The organism is Pseudobacillus sp. 179-B 2D1 NHS, assembly GCF_045370945.1.
Lineage (GTDB): Bacteria > Bacillota > Bacilli > Bacillales > Domibacillaceae > Pseudobacillus.
This window is the reverse complement of sequence record NZ_JBIQDP010000030.1, coordinates 1-18,430: the sequence shown is the minus strand read 5'-3', so window position 1 is coordinate 18,430 and position 18,430 is coordinate 1. Positions and strand designations below refer to the sequence as shown.

The 18,430-nt window shown below is 38.6% G+C and carries 17 protein-coding genes and 1 pseudogene; 15 read left to right on the top strand and 3 right to left on the bottom strand.

What is annotated here, in order from left to right; translation table 11 throughout:
• The first annotated feature begins 107 nt into the window (after positions 1-107).
• From ACH0BF_RS21670 to ACH0BF_RS21650, 5 genes and pseudogenes are all read left to right on the top strand, one after another.
• A complete protein-coding gene (locus ACH0BF_RS21670) occupies positions 108-662 on the top strand; it encodes a recombinase family protein (protein WP_406910265.1) in 555 nt (184 codons plus the stop codon).
• The gene (locus ACH0BF_RS21665; RefSeq protein WP_406910264.1) at positions 659-865 is read left to right on the top strand and encodes a hypothetical protein; all 207 of its coding nucleotides are present in this window, start codon (positions 659-661) and stop codon (positions 863-865) included. Before ACH0BF_RS21670 ends, ACH0BF_RS21665 begins: the two co-directional genes overlap by 4 nt.
• 959 nt (positions 866-1,824) lie before the next feature.
• The gene (locus tag ACH0BF_RS21660) at positions 1,825-2,103 is read left to right on the top strand and encodes a hypothetical protein (protein WP_406910263.1); all 279 of its coding nucleotides are present in this window, start codon (positions 1,825-1,827) and stop codon (positions 2,101-2,103) included.
• Positions 2,104-2,538: 435 nt separating this feature from the next.
• Complete coding sequence (hmpA, locus tag ACH0BF_RS21655; protein ID WP_406910262.1) at positions 2,539-3,759, top strand: NO-inducible flavohemoprotein; 1,221 nt, start codon at positions 2,539-2,541, stop codon at positions 3,757-3,759.
• Positions 3,760-4,362: 603 nt separating this feature from the next.
• Positions 4,363-4,650, top strand: a pseudogene (locus ACH0BF_RS21650) (DinB/UmuC family translesion DNA polymerase); the annotation flags it as partial.
• Between the two features lie 294 nt (positions 4,651-4,944).
• On the opposite strand, the gene ACH0BF_RS21645 reads toward ACH0BF_RS21650, so the two are convergent.
• Together ACH0BF_RS21645 and ACH0BF_RS21640 are read right to left on the bottom strand one after the other, a co-directional pair.
• Complete coding sequence (locus ACH0BF_RS21645; RefSeq protein ID WP_406910261.1) at positions 4,945-5,682, bottom strand: SDR family oxidoreductase; 738 nt, start codon at positions 5,680-5,682, stop codon at positions 4,945-4,947.
• 47 nt (positions 5,683-5,729) lie between these two features.
• Entirely contained in the window at positions 5,730-5,984 is a 255-nt protein-coding gene (locus tag ACH0BF_RS21640) for an Atu4866 domain-containing protein (RefSeq protein ID WP_406910260.1), read from the bottom strand.
• Positions 5,985-6,201: 217 nt separating this feature from the next.
• On the opposite strand from ACH0BF_RS21640, the gene ACH0BF_RS21635 reads away from it, so the two are divergent.
• On the top strand, positions 6,202-7,125 hold the full coding sequence (locus ACH0BF_RS21635; protein ID WP_406910259.1) for an AraC family transcriptional regulator: 924 nt from the start codon (positions 6,202-6,204) through the stop codon (positions 7,123-7,125).
• Between the two features lie 551 nt (positions 7,126-7,676).
• Complete coding sequence (locus tag ACH0BF_RS21630; protein ID WP_406910293.1) at positions 7,677-8,174, top strand: hypothetical protein; 498 nt, start codon at positions 7,677-7,679, stop codon at positions 8,172-8,174.
• Positions 8,175-8,469: 295 nt separating this feature from the next.
• Here the strand turns inward: ACH0BF_RS21630 and asnB are convergent, their stop codons facing one another.
• Positions 8,470-10,368 (bottom strand): asparagine synthase (glutamine-hydrolyzing), encoded by a 1,899-nt coding sequence (gene asnB, locus ACH0BF_RS21625; RefSeq protein ID WP_406910258.1) that lies wholly within the window; start codon positions 10,366-10,368, stop codon positions 8,470-8,472.
• A 336-nt stretch (positions 10,369-10,704) separates the two neighbouring features.
• Between asnB and ACH0BF_RS21620 the strand changes: the two genes are divergently transcribed.
• The 8 genes from ACH0BF_RS21620 (at position 10,705) to ACH0BF_RS21585 (ending at position 18,237) form a co-directional block, all read left to right on the top strand.
• Positions 10,705-11,952 carry a VCBS repeat-containing protein gene (locus tag ACH0BF_RS21620; protein WP_406910257.1) on the top strand — a complete coding sequence of 416 codons (1,248 nt, stop codon included), beginning with the start codon at positions 10,705-10,707 and terminating at the stop codon, positions 11,950-11,952.
• A gap of 12 nt (positions 11,953-11,964) precedes the next feature.
• On the top strand, positions 11,965-12,654 hold the full coding sequence (locus ACH0BF_RS21615; RefSeq protein WP_406910256.1) for a response regulator transcription factor: 690 nt from the start codon (positions 11,965-11,967) through the stop codon (positions 12,652-12,654).
• A gap of 3 nt (positions 12,655-12,657) precedes the next feature.
• Positions 12,658-14,037 carry a sensor histidine kinase gene (locus ACH0BF_RS21610; RefSeq protein WP_406910255.1) on the top strand — a complete coding sequence of 460 codons (1,380 nt, stop codon included), beginning with the start codon at positions 12,658-12,660 and terminating at the stop codon, positions 14,035-14,037.
• Positions 14,038-14,110: 73 nt separating this feature from the next.
• The gene (locus ACH0BF_RS21605) at positions 14,111-14,944 is read left to right on the top strand and encodes a lysozyme inhibitor LprI family protein (RefSeq protein WP_406910254.1); all 834 of its coding nucleotides are present in this window, start codon (positions 14,111-14,113) and stop codon (positions 14,942-14,944) included.
• 717 nt (positions 14,945-15,661) lie between these two features.
• Positions 15,662-16,156 (top strand): RNA polymerase sigma factor, encoded by a 495-nt coding sequence (locus ACH0BF_RS21600; protein WP_406910253.1) that lies wholly within the window; start codon positions 15,662-15,664, stop codon positions 16,154-16,156.
• Positions 16,153-16,704 (top strand): zf-HC2 domain-containing protein, encoded by a 552-nt coding sequence (locus tag ACH0BF_RS21595; protein WP_406910252.1) that lies wholly within the window; start codon positions 16,153-16,155, stop codon positions 16,702-16,704. The genes ACH0BF_RS21600 and ACH0BF_RS21595 overlap by 4 nt, the downstream gene beginning before the upstream one ends.
• A gap of 2 nt (positions 16,705-16,706) precedes the next feature.
• On the top strand, positions 16,707-17,390 hold the full coding sequence (locus tag ACH0BF_RS21590; protein WP_406910251.1) for a YfjL-like protein: 684 nt from the start codon (positions 16,707-16,709) through the stop codon (positions 17,388-17,390).
• Positions 17,391-17,769: 379 nt separating this feature from the next.
• Positions 17,770-18,237 carry a DinB/UmuC family translesion DNA polymerase gene (locus ACH0BF_RS21585; protein ID WP_406910292.1) on the top strand — a complete coding sequence of 156 codons (468 nt, stop codon included), beginning with the start codon at positions 17,770-17,772 and terminating at the stop codon, positions 18,235-18,237.
• The last annotated feature ends 193 nt before the right edge of the window (positions 18,238-18,430 follow it).

The window sequence follows — 18,430 nt, the reverse complement described above, 5'->3', positions numbered from 1 at the left end:
CAAAAGTTAGAAGACTTGACACTGATATTCAGATCCAGTAATATCAAGGTGTGGGCAGGTATCAAAACTTAGTGCCATAAATGAAGTCGAAAAGGGGCTGCTACATAATGAAGTATGGGTATGCCAGAGTAAGTACAATTAGACAGGATCTTGAATCACAGATGCAAGCTCTGGAGAAAGAAGGCTGCGACAAGATCTTTTCTGAGAAACTCACTGGGGCGAAATCGGATCGACCGCAATTTCGAAAGTTACTGACTTTATTGGAGAAAGGCGATACTCTTGTCGTAACCAAATTGGATCGTTTCGCTAGATCTACCGTTGATGCGATTCAGACCGTAAGAGAACTATTTGAAAAAGGTGTGAAGGTCCACATTTTGAATATGGGATTAGTTGAGGACACACCGACCGGCCGCCTTGTATTTAATGTCATGAGTGCTTTTGCTGAATTTGAACGGGATATGATTGTAGAACGTACACAAGAGGGAAAAGCGATTGCTAAACAGCGTGAAGGCTTTAGAGAAGGTAGGCCAAAGAAGTACAGCAAAAAACAAATAGAACATGCTTTAGATTTATTGGAACTTCACTCTTACAAAGAAGTTGAAGGGATAACGGGCATTTCTAAGAGTACATTAATACGTGCTAAAAAGAAGGTGTCACCATGACGCTAGCGGAATATAACCAACGTTATGAAACAATCATTCAGGGAAGTTTTTCAGATGAACAAAAAGATGAAATGCTGGCTTCTTTAATGACTGAGATGGAACAAGAATTTCATATACCCATGTTAAGGAATGAAACATGGGAGGCTGAAAATGCAGATGTAATTGCATTATATCGAAAGGTTTCTATGAGCAGGAAATTGTGAGATTTTAGATTTCCTATACAAGAAACAAGGGGATAAATTATAGGGGGAAATGAATATGTCAGAGAACATAGTGATATACGAGGGGAAATTTCATTTCGGTAATACATAAATATAATTCAGGTGATTGGGAAATTAAGAGTATAGATAACCCTAACTTCGTTGAGTTGGTAAAGGAAGCGGACGTATCTCAAAAGCTGCTAAATAAAGAATAAGGATTTTGGATATATCAGTGATATTATACAAGGCTTGATTCGAGAACACTGTATTTTCGGGCCAATTTTGGCCTTTTTTGTGTTGAGGCTATTATACTGTAAATAAATATTATATTTCCCAAACAACAAAAGTTATTATGCTTCACTAGAATAGCGCCTAAGATACTGTGTATTCCCAACGAACTGTGACATTAACTTTTCATTTTTTCTCGATAATCCGCAATTGCTGTACCCGCATTATCCGAAGTATAATAATATAACTAGCCGATTGGAGGTGGAAAAATGGATCTCATTTTATGGATGACTGTTTTGTCGGGTACATTTATCGCAATATTCGCTGATAATAAAAAATGCAAAAAGAAAAAATGTTAAACTTTTTCATATCTACTCAAATTACTGGTGGCTTTGGGAACTGGACCCTGTGTTAAAGATTTATTTTTTAAGAAGTACATCTTGTTCCCCCCTACATCCCTAATTAGGGGGCTTTTTTATGCGCATAATGATCGAACTGTGCATTAGTCATCTTCGTCTTCAACTAGGATTTTAGCTTCTTCCCATTCCGCACCACATGACCCTCACACAATGTCGCCATCATAATTTGCAGGGAATCCTGTGTCGCAATATCTGCATTCCTAGTGCACTTTCTTCTCCCCTCTCTGTCGCTTAATCCGTCTACTGTGTATTAACATACGCTTAATAAAATTTAAATTGAGAGGTTAATCCTTATTTAGAGGAGCAGTAAAAGCAGTGATAAAAGCAATTTTAGAGTTGGCTAGTGATTTCTTATCCGTGGGAATATATGTTGATAATGGTATTTGGGATACTAAAAAAATTGGCGGTAATATTGAACAGCTAAGGAAATACGATTGGTTTGAGAGTATATATACTGATGAGCGTTACCATCGTTTATTTTTTACAAATAGGAAAGTTAGATGTTATTTGCAAAGTTCAATTCGCGTAAAAAGAATAATGAAGAACGAACGAGCACAAAAGAAATTGATAGGATTATTGAATAAGCGATTATAGTGATGGGGAATAGAAATGCATAAAACTTAACTTTTTTATGCAGTCATAGTAATAAACGGAATACCAAAAACCTTGTAAAATCAATAATATACAAAATAATATATAGGGGAAAAAGAAACAAAAAGAAAACCTCTTGCCGGATAAGAGGTTTATTCGTACAGAAATTTTCTCATTATGGTGTTATATGAACTAAGGGGATATAGAGTATGAAAACAATAAAGTTTTATTTTATATGGGAAAACAACAGTATGTCTGCTACAGATTGCAAGACGGGCAGAGAAAGTTCCTAGAAAAATTGTAGTCCTGGGTAATAAAATAGAAAGCATTATTTCCTTAAAAACAGGGAACAACTAATTGTGTTTCATTAAGTAAATGGAGTTCGAACTTGTTAAGACCATCTAATTTCTTATTACAACATTTGAAAGGGTGACTAGCATGCTTGATGAAAAAACAATTAATATTGTTCAATCCACTGCCCCTATTTTAAAGGAAAACAGTAAAGAAATTGGGAAAAGATTTTATAAATTATTATTTGAAAAAGCTCCTGATTTATATAATGTTTTTAATCAAACCAACCAGAAAAGGGGCCTTCAACAAGAAGCTTTGGGATATGCTGTATATGCAGCTGGAGAACATATTACTAATCTTGATGCAATTAAACCAGTCATTGAGAGAATATCCCAGAAACATCGAGCGATTGGAATAAAGCCTGAACAATACCCTGTGGTGGGTGAAACATTACTACAAGCTGTAAAGGATGTACTGGGTACTACTGCCACTGATGAAATTATTGAGGCTTGGGGGAAAGCTTATGGATATATTGCAGATGCATTTATAAGCCTTGAAAAAAAGCTTTATGAAGAAACTGAACATCAAGCCGGAGGATGGAAAGGATATAGAGACTTTTATGTAGATAAAAAGGTAAAAGAAAGCGAGGATGTTACTTCATTTTATTTAAAACCTAAAGATGGAAAAGCAATTTCTACATACAAACCTGGACAGTACCTTACTATTAAGGCTGAAATTCCTGGTGAAAAATATACACATATTCGCCATTATAGTCTTTCTGAAGCCCCTGGAAAGAATTATTATCGAATTAGTGTTAAACGAGAAGATGAACATCAAAGCACTCCTGAGGGAATCGTCTCGAATTATTTACATAGCCAGATTCAAAAGAGAGATACACTCTCGTTTTCTGCTCCGGCGGGGGATTTTGTACTGAACAACAGCAGCATGCCTGTTGTCTTGATTAGTGGTGGTATTGGGATTACTCCTGCTCTAAGTATGCTAAATGCTGTCGTGTCTGAGCAACAGAATCGCCAAGTGACGTTTATACACGCAGCTCGGAACAGTCAGTATCACCCTTTTAAAGACCATGTTAAACAGTTAGAAAATAATCATACAAACTTAAAATCGCTTGTTTGTTATGATTCACCTACCAATGAAGATAAACAGAGGAAAGATTATGATAAGGAAGGGTACATTGATCTGGATTTTCTAAAATCGAATGTCTCAGACAAGAACGCTGATTTTTATCTATGTGGATCTCTTCCGTTTATGGAAGCCATTATAAGAGCTTTGAAAGAATGGGGAATACTTACAGGACATATTCATTACGAATCCTTTAGTCCAGTGGCTATTTTAGGAGAGGAATAATCTAATTTACAATTCAATATGTGCTAAAATCTGAAAAGATTTTGCCCTAATGATTATTAGTTAGGTTTTTTTTATTTCATGCAAAATTTTACTTATCCTATCCCTGTTATTCATTAAACAGATAAATCTTCTATATCTCCTTTGACTGAAACGACGAATTTAGATAACAGACTGTGACACCTTATCGACGCATGAAAGATATATTGGAGTCCTTTGTGATCCATTACATTACCGCCAAGCGTGAAACAGTATCAAAAGAAGCGTTTGCCTAGCTGTCGACAACGCTCTATATCTTTACGTTTTACAGCTTTCCAAAACTTCAGCTAATAGAAGTCTGTGTTAATTATTCAGGAAAAGGGCGCCATTATGGAACAACATATGTAGAAAATAACACAACTTTTTTATAAAATCGAAACTTAAATATGCTAGATAAGAATCCATTTTAATTAGAGACTTTTTCAAAATGAATTCTTATAATTTACCGTAAAATGCAGATTCATTAGATATTGTTAATCAAACTTTATTCCAACAACATACTCTCTCATAAAGTATTCCTCGCTACGTTCGTAAAAGTACACTTTTACCCAAAAATTATTTTCTAAAAGTCAAATATTAATGCGTGATTATTATAACGAACGAGAGATTATGATTGTGATTCATGAAATGGTTGATGAAGTAGCGATGAGAATCCGTTTGCACCACGTAGCAGCCGGGAAAATCGCTCTTGCTATTAGCTATTCTCGGGACATTGAAGAGAAGGGGTTTAAACCTCAAATACAGTTCCCTAGGCAGACAAACTGCACGAAAGACCTGAATCCTCAATTTGAAAAACTGTTTAAGAAATATTGGAAAGGACAGCCGATCCGGCAAATTGGAACCAGCCTTGTGTGAACAAATGGAGTTATTCTGACTGTAGGCAACATTGACCCTTTATTCGACAAAAGGGCGCGACTGTGGAGGAACACTAGCAGGAAATGATCAAACTTTTTATAAAGATCCCATGCTTAGCTAAAACAAAAAACTCCATTTTGAACAAATTTTGTTCAAAATGGAGTTTTTGCATTGCTGTTAAATAAGGATTGACTAGAATTTTTTAATCAAACTTTATTCCAAAACAACAGCTGGATTGTTTTGAGGACCGACTGCCCAATTTGTTATCCAATTACATGAAGTTTATTGATAGCGTCAAGCAAGTTGGGCTGTGGCCCGGATAACCAACTCGTTCACGTCAACATCTTCTGGCTGCTCTATTGCATAGGCTATAGCACGAGCGATAGCCGAAGCCGGAAGAGCGTCACGCCGGTATGTTTTCATCAGTTCTCTGGCCTCGTCGTCTGAAATGCTCTCTGCAAGCTCGGACTCGGTCACACCGGGAGAGACGAGCGTTACCCGGATGTTGCGACCAACCTCCTGTCTTAAACCTTCCGTGATGGCACGAACGGCATATTTAGTAGCACAATATACCGCTGCCGTCGGCGAGACCGCGTAGGCACCGATGGAAGCCACATTAATTATGTGACCGGATTGTTGCTCTTTCATAGCGGGGAGGCCCGCAGCAATGCCATGCAGAACCCCCCGGATATTGACGTCGATCATTCGGTTCCATTCGTCGACTTTCAAGGTTTCAATGGGAGAGAGAGGCATCACACCAGCATTGTTCACGACGACGTCCACACGACCAAACCGGCTCTGCGCCAAGTGAATGATCGCCTGCATCTCACCGATATTTGTAACGTCTAGCTGTTGATAAGCGACAGAACCTCCTTCTGCCTCAATGAGGGATGCCAGAGCTTCCAACCGTTCTACTCGTCTAGCTCCAATGATGACATGGGCGCCCCGGCTAGCGAGAAGCTTCGCCGTTGCTTCACCAATCCCACTGCTCGCACCTGTAACCACAACTACTTTTCCATTGATTTCGGACATTATACATTTCTCCTTTTGAATTGATTTATGAAAACTGGGATTCACTTTTATTTTTCACGATAGAGAACCATACCGGCGTGATAGAGAACCGAATCTCGGAAATCGCCGTCTGCCGTAAATCCTGTATCATCCACATATTCAATATGATCGCCTACGATAGTATATTGGCCTTGATAAGCGCTCTTCCGCTTTCCACGTGCTTCGTCATACCGGCCGTTCGACAACAATTCATGCCGGATGTAACCGTCTTTTGTCACCCACATTCCAACATAAGGATGTTTTTTTACATTTTGAGTATTCATTTCAGAATATTCTCCTCCCATTTACGAATGCACAATTGTGTATACCTGATCATTGGTTTTACTGTTACGAACTTTGTAATTGTGCAACGCAATTTTTATATAACCATTATCTTATCAATCGAAAGTTAGGCGGTAGCAGAATCATACGAAATGATTGCCTATTCCTCCAGAAAAAGATAAAGTTAAATTATTCGTGTGGATGAAAGGGGACTAGAGGATGAGTGAATGGTTCAAAAAACAAAGGAGAGAACTGCTACAGATTATAGAGAAGTTCACACCGACAGACGGGACGCATGACACGCAAGTTCCCGGTTTACGCTTCATTCGTGTTTCCCGGTTATCCGAACCTGTTTATTCGGTCTATGAGCCATCCCTTTGCATCATAGCACAGGGTTCAAAGGCGGTTATGTTGGGGCAAGAGGCATACCATTATAATCCAAACAGCTATTTAACCGCCTCGATACATCTGCCGATTACAGGACAAGTGATAGAAGCTTCGCGAGAAACACCGTATTTAAGTTTGCAGATTCTATTCGATATGGACCAGATTCTTGATGTTATTCAGGTATCTGGGGAGGCCATACGAGCAAGAGGAGAGACCGGTCGAGGGTTGAAAGTAAGCAGGATGAACGATACGCTCATGGATGCAGTGTTGCGGCTTGTGAAACTGGTCGAAGCGCCGGAGGATATCCCATTGCTTGCGCCTTCTACCATTCGGGAGGTCATTTATCGGATACTTCAAAACGAAAGCAAAACCTCTTTGATGCAATTTGCAGTCATCGGAAGCCATGCACAACGAATCGCAATGGTCGTCGAGAAGCTTAACCGCGACTTTGCTCAGCCTCTGCGTGTAGATGAATTGGCAGAAGAGGCTCGAATGAGTCCCTCGTCTTTGTATCATTATTTTAAAGAAGTCACTGGGATGAGTCCGATCCAGTTTCAAAAACACCTTCGATTACAAGAGGCACGCCGTCTGCTCTTTTCTGGATCGATCGATGCGGCGGAAGCTGCGTTTCAGGTCGGATACGAGAGCCCATCGCACTTTAGTCGGGAGTATGCGCGAATGTTTGGGCTGCCGCCAGTCCGTGATGTTCACCGTTTACGCAGCTCCCTTATTGACGAAATGACAACAAATTTTTAGTTATATTCTTGTCTTCATTTGTTACACCTTGTGTTGAATGGTTTGTATATGTCATGAAAAAGGTGGTTTACTTTAACAGATTTGACTATCTTCTGGACGTTTATTTCATATAAAATGGATTATCTCACGGTTTATGTATATTATCGAATTTGATCATACACAAAATTATTTAGACTAAAAATCCAGCCTGACTCTTATAGGAGCAGGAGACCAAGAAGCCGGCTTCACCTCTTAACGTGGTGAAAACCGGCTTTTTTGGGAGATGTCCTCCCTATCATTACATATCAGAAGATTCTTTAGAGCTTAATTTGAGCCTTTCAAAAAGAAAAAACAAGTAGGTCCATTTTTCTGAAAATGATCACTATTGAGGAGTCAGTTCAATCAATAAGATGAGAGATGGATAATTTAATTGTATATCCACATAGATCATTAACGTAAAAAGAAGTAAGTCTCTTTGTTTATATTTACGATAACCACGTAGATGTGATCAAGCAATAGAAGAGGAAAGTTGCCTCTTAAAAGTTGACTTCTGAGGAGCTAAATAGCTTACTATTTTAAATGGAACGTCCAAGTTTATTTTGACATACATGCATGAAAATAATCTCTCTTTTTTAGAATCGTTATATATAGCTAAAGAGAAAGGAATAGCAGAATCAGATCCATCTTTGGGTGTAAAAGGGTTTGACAGCGCTTGTGAAATTTTGTTACTAGCAAACAGTCTTTTAGGAACAAATTATTTATTAAAAGATATAAAAGTTAGTGGAATTGAGCACTTAACTAGAGAAGACATTCATAAAGAAAAAATGAGTAATCGTCATATAAAATTAATGGCTCGCGCTTATAAGGAAGATGAAAAAGTCATTCTAGATGTAACACCATGTGAACGTGATGAAGAGCATCCATTATCTCATGTAAATGAAACTAACAAAGAGGTGCTCTTTGAAACAATAGAAATGGGTACTATTTGTTCTACTGGTGGGGCTTCACATCCGAGAGGGGCGGCGGCTGTAAAAGATTTAATCAATATTTACGAAAAAGACTTGTACTAGCAGTGCGTTTTCATGTTTATCCAGGTATTTATTAGAGAAACACAGGATCTGCTCCATCTTCTAAGGCATGCTGGCAAAACAATGTTTCGGTGTTTGGGCGCAGAAATAGGGAGTTCACTCCTATTCTGGAGTTTAGTCATGGAATGCTTCGTCAAACTCTTTGATTTAGGTGGAGAGGTTCACTTTAGTGGAGTATAAGGAGAAGACAGAGAGTCTAATTAATAAGCTGCCCCAAAGTAGATTGCTATTGGGGCAGCTTATATCTAAAAGTCTCTTTTATATAGTTACTATACTCTCAAGACGTTAAGTACGCGTAGGACTTTGGCTGTTGGCCAAAGTAATATTTCTTTTCTACATAAATTTGATGATTGATCATGAAAATGAGGATGGTCCATAGCTTTCGACTATTATCTCTTTTCCCTAAGACATGATCGGCAAGCAAGGCATGAACCGCCTGTTTGTTGAACAAATGGTCGGTATGGCTATCGTTAATAAGCTGAACCGCCCAGTCATATATTTCATCTTTCAGCCAATGGCGGATAGGTACTGGGAATCCCAGTTTTTTTCTATTCCATACATGTGAGGGCACAATACTTTTTGCTGCTTCACGAAGCAGAAATTTAGTCTGACCGTTATGGATTTTTTGGCTGGCGGTCAGTTTGGAAGCGGTATTAAATACGTTCCGATCCAAAAAGGGTACCCTTACCTCGAGTGAATGGGCCATTGACATTTTGTCGGCTTTTAATAAAATGTCTCCCTTCAGCCAGGTTTGAATATCAATATACTGCATCTTGGTCACATCGTCATAAGAAAAGGAATCAGCGTACAGCCTGTCTGTTACTTTTTTATTTTCAGCATTGGCTAGATAGTGAACCAGCAAGTCCTTTTTTTCTTTTTCATTAAAAATATTAGCATTGCCAATATATCGCTCGTCCAGCGGAGTGGTTCCTCGTTCGATCAGGCTTTTTCCTCTCACACCATCTGGAATGCCGGACGCCATTGTTTTCAAAAGAGACTTCACAGAAGTCGGCATGTAGGAAAACATTTGTAATGATTGAGGTTCTCTGTAGATATTATATCCGCCGAATAATTCATCTGCCCCTTCTCCTGACAGAGCGACTTTTACATGTTTCCGGGCTTCTCTCGCTAGAAAGTATAATGGAATAGCTGCTGGATCGGCAAGCGGATCGTCCATATGCCAAATGATTTTCGGCAAGGCAGTTATGAATTCTTCAGGTGAAATTAAATAAGAAACATTCTCTACTTCCAGCCGATGAGCCGTTTCTTTTGCCACATCAATTTCGCTGTACCCTTCGTTTTCAAATCCGACCGAGAACGTTTTGATGTTTGGGTTGATCCGCTTTGCCAAAGAAACAATGAAAGATGAATCAATGCCACCTGAGAGGAAGGCGCCGACCGGAACATCGCTTCTCATATGTACGCTCACTGAATTCATCAATGATTCCTGAATTTCTTTGATCATCTCCTTATTTTCCATGTTAGACGGCGCAAATGTCGGACGCCAATACGACGTCACTATCATGCTTTCTCCCGGCTTTTGAGTGAAATAATGTCCGGGTGGTAGTTTTTTAATCATCCTCGACATTGTGTGAGGTTCCGGAACATACTGAAAGCTTAAAAAATGCTGAAGCGATTGGGCATCTAATTCATTACTTGCTTCCATTGTCTGCAGTATTGCTTTTTTTTCAGAAGCGAAATACGTACAAGCGGGCTGCTCACTATAAAAAAACGGCTTAATGCCAAATGGGTCCCGCGCTCCATAGAGTTTTTCCTCCACCTTGTCCCAAATAACGAAAGCGAACATGCCACGCAATTTACTGGCTGTTCCTTCTTTGATACGGCTGTAAAGAGCTAAAATCACTTCTGTATCGGTATCCGTTTTGAATCCATACCCATCTTTAAGCAATTCGTCTTTTAATTCGATATAGTTATAAATTTCACCATTAAATACAATCCAATAGCGCTCATTCTCATAGGAAAGGGGCTGGCTGCCCTTTTCCACGTCTATTATACTGAGTCGTCTAAAACCAAAATGAATCCATTCACTTTGAAAATATCCTTCATCATCAGGCCCTCTATGAATAATTGTTTTGTTCATTGCCGCTATTTTTTCTCTCATTTTATTATTCACTGTTAAGGACCGTCTATTTAAATAGCCTACAAATCCACACATATAATCCACCTGCTTTTTATTGTATTTCCTGATACACTACCAATTGTTTTTTAATAAACGTCTTTTTGCTTTCCCTCTATTAGTATAATAAGAGGAGAAAATCGCCAAGTAGTTACAAAAAAGTTACAAAATAAGACTGGGAGGGGGAAGTTGCTGTAAAGGAATGGTTACATAATTTGACGATAAATGTAATAATTAGTTAGTACACAAATATAATGTAGCACCATACTTTATTGTCATTTTTTTGTAACTATTTATTTAAAAAGAGATTTTATAATGAAGACAGCCCATTTTATTTAAAGGAAAAGGCAAAGTTCATGAATGGGAGTATATAGGATGAATAATAAATGGAAACGTAAGCTCGGGATATACCTTTCGCTAGGCATCTTTTTATCTGGTTGTAATGTAGCGGAATCTCCCAATAATCTGATTAAAGCGCCTGCACTTGAGGATGGACAAAAAAGGAAGTTGCATGAAACCCTGAAGCAGCTTGTACCGCCCGGAATGGAATATGTAACACCCAAAGGAGCGGTGGTCAAACAATCAATCTTCATGGAAGACGTCGATAACGATGGAAAACAAGAAGCCTTTGTTGTATACAAACAGCCAAAAGAGAATGCGAACCTCCATTTACTTATCCTGAAGGAACACAAGAAGAGCTGGCTGCAAGTGGCTCTTCTTGAAATGGAGTATCCAATCCTTGATTACTTCAGTCTCCTTAATTTGGATGATAAGGAGGGCATGGAAATTGCCATCGGTTTGGGTACTTCTGAGTTCGAACCGGAACGCCAGCTTTTTATTTATCAGTATGGCCCGGACGGACTTGAGAAGCGGCTCGACCGGACCTACCACTTACTGGACTTTGCTGATTACGATGGAGATCAAAAAACGGACGTGCTGCTGGTGGAGGGGAAAAGACGGGAATCCTTTACGGCTGGGCTCTTCCATTATAAAAAGGGGAAACTGGAGCGGCACTCGTCGGTTGATATGGATGCGTATGCCTTTCATGAGCATATGACCAGCGGCACATTAAGAGACGGTCAGAAGGCACTGTTCATTGACAGCAAGATTGGCGTTCACTCGATGATCACAGAGATCGTGGCATATGACCAGGGGAAGCTTGTAAGGGTTGACAAGAAACAGGCCATTAGGGAGTACTCTCTTTACAGCCAGGACATTAATAAGGACGGTATTACAGAAACAGGGGGAATGTATATTCCAAAAGGATGGGAAGATGCCCCTTTCGAGGACATTCCATTTATCGAGTTTTATTTGTCATACTCCATAAGCGGAAAGTCGAAAAAAGTCACCGAGAGATATACCGACCGGGTGCATGGATTTTATATCGAAATCCCGGTCGAGTGGCAGCGCAAGGTGACTATTAAAAAGATCAAAAATGGTGTCCAGTTACTTTCCATCCCTAGAGAGGCGCCTATTTTTGAGATAAGGTGGACAAGCAAAGACCTGTCTGAAGTGTCCAAACATATTTTAAAGAAGTCGCAGGACACCATTTTTTATTCCAACCGGGATGAATATCACACATTTCCTTTTGAACAGTTTCATTTATTAGAAGATGATTTTTAAGTGAGGAAAATTATGAAGAGAATTCTAGTGGTAGAAGACGAATTATCAATACGCAGCTTTGTTTGCTTAAATCTTAAAAGAAAGGGTTATGAAGTCAGGGAAGCCGAAACAGGCGAGGATGCATTGCATATATTCCATCAGGAGGCATTTGACATTGTGCTGTTGGATCTTATGCTTCCCGGGCTGGATGGATTTTCAGTATGCCAGGAAATCAGAAAGGTGAATCAGGCAGTCGGCATCATTATGCTGACCGCAAAAACACAGGAAGAGGATAAAATAGAAGGCCTGGTCATCGGGGCTGATGACTACCTGTTCAAACCTTTCAGTCTGGCAGAGCTGGAGGCCCGAATATTTTCACTTTTACGCAGAATCCAGCAGTCCGGTGGTTCAATAGAAAACGCGGTAACGCTTCTATCTGGTCCATTTCAATTGGAAACAATAAAGAAAAGATTAACTTGTTTAGGAAAAGAGGTCCACCTTACGCCAACAGAATATTCCATTCTTCACTTTTTAATGAATCATCCAAACCAGGTTTATACGAGAGATGAACTGCTAGATGAAGTATGGGGAGAAAATTATATCGGTGATTTAAAAGTCGTTGATGTAAATATTCGACGGATTCGTCAGAAAATTGAAGCTGACCCTTCCTCTCCTGTTTATTTATGTACCGATTGGGGACGGGGCTATTTATGGAAAGAGTAACGAATGAAACGTAAAGTCATTCTATATTTTATGATCATTATTCTGTTAACTTTAAGTTTGATTATGGTGGTCTTTGGTATTGCCCTCACACAATACTATTATCAGGGAATCGCCCAGGCCTTTCAAAACCATGTCAAAGCGATTAATCCGACTTGGGAAAGTGGAAACGAATTCAATTACGTGGCTCTTGAAAACTATAGTGATCTTGTCATTAAAAGTTACCAATATGATGGAGCTGAATTGGAGTTGCTGAATCGTGATGGCGAGCTTTTGCAATCATCAACCGGCTTTTATGTAGACAAAATCCGTCCGATTGATACAAATATCTTTTCCTATAAGATGGTTTATCAAAAAGAGGAGCTTACATCTGGCGAGAAAGTGCTGGCTGTCTATATACCGCTGATAATGAATGGACAGGCAGTTGGAGTGCTTCGATACGCTTCTTCCTTGACCGACGTGCAGGAAACCGTCAGCCGGCTGATGAATTACGGATTCTTCGTATGTATTGGTGTAACCGCTATTGTCTTTCTTGTCGCTCTTCGCCTCGCAGATTCGATTGTCCGTCCTTTTCATCAGATCATCCAGTTCACCCAGGAAATTTCCAATGGGCGGTTCGAAAAAAGAATAGAGGAAACCTTTCCTCATGAGCTGGGCAAAATGGCGGATACGCTTAATTTCATGGCAGCTGAGATCGTCAAAATGGACCGATTAAAAACGGATTTCATCTCTTCGATTTCACATGAACTACGGACACCATTGACTGGAATAAAGGGCTGGGCAGAAACGATGGAGTCACCAGATGGCTTAACGGAGGAGGAAATGAACTTCGGTCTTCATATGATTAATAGTGAATCAGAACGCCTTATGAAATTAGTGGAAGACCTATTAGACTTCTCAAGATATGAGTCCAATCGTATTACTCTCGTACCAGAAATAGTGCAATATGACAGGCTTGTGCAAGAAGTGGCTTTACAGCTTCAAAAAAAAGCAACTGAAAAAAGCGTGCAGATAAAGGTTAAATCTACACCTGTTTTGATCTATGCAGACGAGGACAAGGTTAGGCAAGTACTGCTTAATTTACTGGATAATGCGATTAAGTTTTCTAAAAAAGGCAGTGATATTCAAATAGTGCAGTATGTAGAAGATGGGATGGCTGCGCTTAAAATCAAGGATCGAGGAATCGGAATGAAGCAGGAAGACGTCACACATATCATGGAGTCTTTTTACAAAATTGATGCAAAATCAGTCGGTGCAGGGCTTGGGTTGGCGATTGCGCGTAATATTGTTCATCAACACGGAGGAGCCATCAATATAAAAAGCGAGTATGGGAGCGGAACAATTGTTTTTGTTTACCTGCCTGTGAATGAAACGAAAGAAGAATGATCCGAACGCAAACAGAGTCTTATAGATATACCAGATTTTAAAAAGAGAATTCATAGTAGGAGGCATTTAGGTAATGAAGAAACTAGGATATATGCTGGCACTTTCTCTATTGTTAGCAGGGTGTGTTAACGATGGAAAATCTGATGATACAGCGAAAATAACAAAGCCCTTATCAGAAAAAGAAGCTATTCATACGCAGGAAGAAGCCATTCAGGATAGCACGGACGAGGTACAAAAAGAAGTAGAAAGTGATGAAAGCAATGAAGTATCCGACACCGTTCCAGAAAATAAAGACATCATCGAAGAGCCGGCAGAACAAGTCGAAAGGGCGGATGACAGCGATGAAACCAGCAAAGAATCAGGAATTAGCGAAAGTAGTGAAGAACCGGTTTCAGAGGTGAAAACAAAAAAGGGTAGCGAAGAACCTGCTGCAGAAGTGAAGAGAAAAAAAAGCAGTGAACAGGCCCCTATTGTAAAAGAACCAGCAGCCAGTCCGAAAAACGAAGAGACAACATCCGAAGAAAAAAAAGAATCTGCTCCTGTTAAAAGTGAAAAGGCTAAATATTTAAATAAACTGGCGAATGTTAAAGCCAGTATAAGTGAATTTGAGAAGCAATTAGAAAGCGGAACACAGGTAGAAATGGGACAAGCGTACGGAGAAATTTTCAAAAGGTGGGATCGGGAAATGAATGACATTTATGGTGCGCTTAAAAATCAGCTTCCTGTGAGTGAAATGAACAAGCTGAGAGCAGAGCAGCGCAATTGGCTCATCTATCGAGACAAAACTGCCAAGGAGGCGTCTGTGAAATATGAAGGGGGAACAATGGCCTCATTAGAATATGTCGCCACTCAGGCGAGACTTACAGAAGAAAGAAGTTATGAGCTAGTGGAAGCTTATATGTATTAAAAGCAGATTTGGTTTACGACTTGGCAATCTCACCATCTTCATCTTTTGTTCCTTTATCTATTTTAGATTTTTATTATCTTTATTTTTATAAAAATGAGAGTTATCTTCCACATATACGAATCATAATACAAGGATTTCCATTATGATTCGTATGCTTTTCAATTAATAATTGTTTTGCCTCTTCTCATGAAATAAAATCTTCAATATTAGAACATCCAACAAGTAAAAGTATGACTGTTGTACCTATATAGTTAATATTTTTTCATTTTCCCCTCAAGTAGAAAAGCGATCATTCAGTCACCGTCCCCTAAGAACATAACGTGTTGTCTTCTAACATAAAGCTCAAAACTCCAGTATGCCTTCTCCTAAATCATCTTAATACAATTCCCTAAATATTCTTTTAGTTCTTTATTGAAAGGGATTTTAGTCGTGTTTGATTTGTGTGCATGTCTTACAGTTGGCGCTCATGTATTTTTTTGGGGTTGGTACTAGTTAAGGGATTAGTTAGAATCCAAGTATCCTTACCCATGTTTCCATATTTAAAAGGAAAGATGTTTTGTAGTACGCCACTTACAATCCTATAATCATCAATCATTGATTCAAAGCAACAATACAAATTGTAATTCTAAAACATGGATTAATAATTTTAAAAAAGTTTGTAACGAAATGTGTAGGTACGGTATTAATACTAAGAACAAAGTGAGAGAGAAGGTCGTCATGAATAAGCTTGAGAAAGAATACGAGGAGATCCAACCCAAAATATATGCGTTTTTTTATGCGAAAACAGCGAATCGAGAGACTGCTCAAGATCTCTGTCATGATACCTTTTATGAGGCGTGTAAAAATATCGCATCTTTTAATGGACATTCCACCTTGTCGACGTGGATATTCGCAATTGCGAATAACATATTAAAAAAGTATTATCGCAAAAACAAGTATCAGCAAAGCTTAATCCAGAAACTCGCTTCGATTCCGGAAGCTGACATACACTCAATTGAGGATTTAGCAGAGATTCATGAGGAAATGAGAAAGCTTTTGTATCATATTTCAAAGTTAGATGATTATGCAAGGGAATTAGTACTTTTACGTATATACGGCGAACTAAGCTTTAAGGAAATTGCAGAGCTGCTAGGTAAAACTGAAAACTATACACGTGTGACCTTTCACCGTTTAAAATTGCGCATTCAAAAGGAAATGGAGTTGACTATATGAATGAAAAGTGTGCGATTACGCAAGATTTATTACCGCTTTATGAAGAGAAACTATTACAGCCACAAACAAAACGATTTGTTGATGAACATCTGCAAAGATGCCATGAGTGCCATCAGATAGCTGAACAATCGCAAATTCCACTGGCACCAAAGGTAAAGACGGGACTCTCTTCGAAAAAGATGATCCGGAAAATAACATTGCGGGTGACTTCTATCCAAATATTTTTTGTGGCTATTGCATTCTTGTTAGCAATGAGCACAAGTCTTATGAATGGCAGTGTTGGCTTCGTGTTAACCTATACCATCTTAGGTACCATCACTTATTTATTCTATCATTCTATGATCATGGCATTTTTAATTGCAGCTGTTCCGACCTTAATGTGGAGTATTTTGAAGTATATGACGGATTTGCTCGGCGGTGTTCCCTTAGAAAGTATTTCAGGAGAATTGATAGTTACTATAATCGCCTTCGCCATGCATGCAATATTTACTATTATCGGAATTACCATCGGTTTTTGTATTCGTAAAGTAATGGAGGAGAAGAAATAATTATGAAAAAGAAAATGATTTACAGTATGATTTCCGCTTCACTAATAGCATTAGTAATAGGTATCTATATCAAAGCAGCCGGGAATCCATATGAAATGTCCAAAGCCAGGGAGAGCCTTAAAGCTTATTTAGAAAAAACATATCCTGAAAGGGACTTAAAAATTAAGTGGTATGCAAGGTATGATAGTTTTAATGAAAACATTCGTTTTGAGGTCTTAGAAAAGGATCCCCTTGGTGTGGAAACAACTTATAAATTCAATGTCAAAAGTTCCGAACCTTATGAAGTATTTATTGATACGATCCATGAATCCCGTATAGATAAAAATACTTCACAAAAATTAAATAAACAGGCGGAACAGTATATTCTAACGCTCCTGCAGAAAAAAGTTCCGGAACTCCATTCAGTGGCTACAGATATCGAGGTTTACAATAACGATGTCACGGAATGGACACCCAAAGTTAAAGTACCAAGACCCATTCACATTATGCTGGAAATTGAAAAGGGCAACTTGACCAAGGATCAAATATTGCAGCAAGCAAAGATTATTCAGAAGCAACTGAATGAAGAGTCAATTGATTATTATTTAGTTGAGATTGGATATCATGCTACTGTTAATAGCGAGGAAATTTATGAATATGTTAGCTTTACCCCACAGCAAAAAATAACCATAAAGGATATAGAATAAAAACGAATATAACCTTCATATTTCTTTCTGTACAGTTAACAAAAGTTATATGCCCAGCCGAAGACCCCATATTTGGTAGCATCATAATCAATTTAGGCTAAACTCTATACCGTAGAAAAAAACTATCTTCCTCATAGAAATTTATGAGGAGGATAGTTTTTTTGTTTAGTGAAGAATAAAGTACTTTAAAAGGGCACAACTAATGGTTTTATAGCGTGTAGGAATGTGTTAGCTAATTTAACTTCTAAAAAGATGTATGCATGGTTTTATATCAGGTTGGGCTCTTCCATTATTCTTGTTAGTGGTCGTAATGATAATATCGTTGATAGCTGTCCTCCCCGTTGGTTAAAGGAGGATCTTACTTATATAGTATAGAGGAATTTACAAATTAGAGCGTTTACTAAAGTACACTTTTATCCAAAAATTATTTTCTAAAAGTAAAATATTAATGCGTGATTATTATAACGAACGAGAGATTATAATTGTGATTCATGAAATGGTCCATGAAGTAGCGATGAGACTTCGTTTGCACCACAGGGCAGCAGGAAAAATCGCTCTTGCTATTAGCTATTCTCAGGACATTAAAGAAAGGGGATTTAAACATCAAACGCAGGCAATGGAGAAAGGCAGGGAGATAAAGTATTCTGTTTCTGAAAAAGGAACAGTGGTATGGTTAATTGGAAAGCCCAATATTTCTAGACCGGTAAGAATAGTTACAGAGATGGAAATGGGAAGTAGATTTAAGCCTACAGAAAGTGAACTAAAACATGATGATAGATTAGAAGAGTTTAAAAAATACCCTAAAGGGACAATAGTAAAAGCTAATGGTGAAATTGCTGAAGGATGAGGAGATTAATCAGGTGACTATGTATAAGTACTATGCTGTAATTGAGAAAGAAAAGCTAAACCATATAGGATGCTACATTGTGAGCTTTCCTGACTTGGAGAATGTTTTTACTGATGGGAGAATGATATTTTAAAGCAAGCCGCGCTGATCATGGGACGAAAGTAAATGTCATTAAGCGAAATAAAGACAAATA

What these genes read in the sequence shown, in the direction of transcription:
- ACH0BF_RS21600 (WP_406910253.1), top strand. Translation starts at nt 15,662, where the DNA reads ATGAATAAGCTTGAGAAAGAATACGAGGAGATCCAACCCAAAATATAT.
- ACH0BF_RS21595 (WP_406910252.1), top strand. Translation starts at nt 16,153, where the DNA reads ATGAATGAAAAGTGTGCGATTACGCAAGATTTATTACCGCTTTATGAA.
- ACH0BF_RS21590 (WP_406910251.1), top strand. Translation starts at nt 16,707, where the DNA reads ATGAAAAAGAAAATGATTTACAGTATGATTTCCGCTTCACTAATAGCA.
- asnB (WP_406910258.1), bottom strand. Translation starts at nt 10,368, where the DNA reads ATGTGTGGATTTGTAGGCTATTTAAATAGACGGTCCTTAACAGTGAAT.
- ACH0BF_RS21610 (WP_406910255.1), top strand. Translation starts at nt 12,658, where the DNA reads ATGAAACGTAAAGTCATTCTATATTTTATGATCATTATTCTGTTAACT.
- ACH0BF_RS21620 (WP_406910257.1), top strand. Translation starts at nt 10,705, where the DNA reads ATGAATAATAAATGGAAACGTAAGCTCGGGATATACCTTTCGCTAGGC.
- ACH0BF_RS21670 (WP_406910265.1), top strand. Translation starts at nt 108, where the DNA reads ATGAAGTATGGGTATGCCAGAGTAAGTACAATTAGACAGGATCTTGAA.
- ACH0BF_RS21635 (WP_406910259.1), top strand. Translation starts at nt 6,202, where the DNA reads ATGAGTGAATGGTTCAAAAAACAAAGGAGAGAACTGCTACAGATTATA.
- ACH0BF_RS21640 (WP_406910260.1), bottom strand. Translation starts at nt 5,984, where the DNA reads ATGAATACTCAAAATGTAAAAAAACATCCTTATGTTGGAATGTGGGTG.
- ACH0BF_RS21645 (WP_406910261.1), bottom strand. Translation starts at nt 5,682, where the DNA reads ATGTCCGAAATCAATGGAAAAGTAGTTGTGGTTACAGGTGCGAGCAGT.
- ACH0BF_RS21605 (WP_406910254.1), top strand. Translation starts at nt 14,111, where the DNA reads ATGAAGAAACTAGGATATATGCTGGCACTTTCTCTATTGTTAGCAGGG.
- hmpA (WP_406910262.1), top strand. Translation starts at nt 2,539, where the DNA reads ATGCTTGATGAAAAAACAATTAATATTGTTCAATCCACTGCCCCTATT.
- ACH0BF_RS21615 (WP_406910256.1), top strand. Translation starts at nt 11,965, where the DNA reads ATGAAGAGAATTCTAGTGGTAGAAGACGAATTATCAATACGCAGCTTT.
- ACH0BF_RS21665 (WP_406910264.1), top strand. Translation starts at nt 659, where the DNA reads ATGACGCTAGCGGAATATAACCAACGTTATGAAACAATCATTCAGGGA.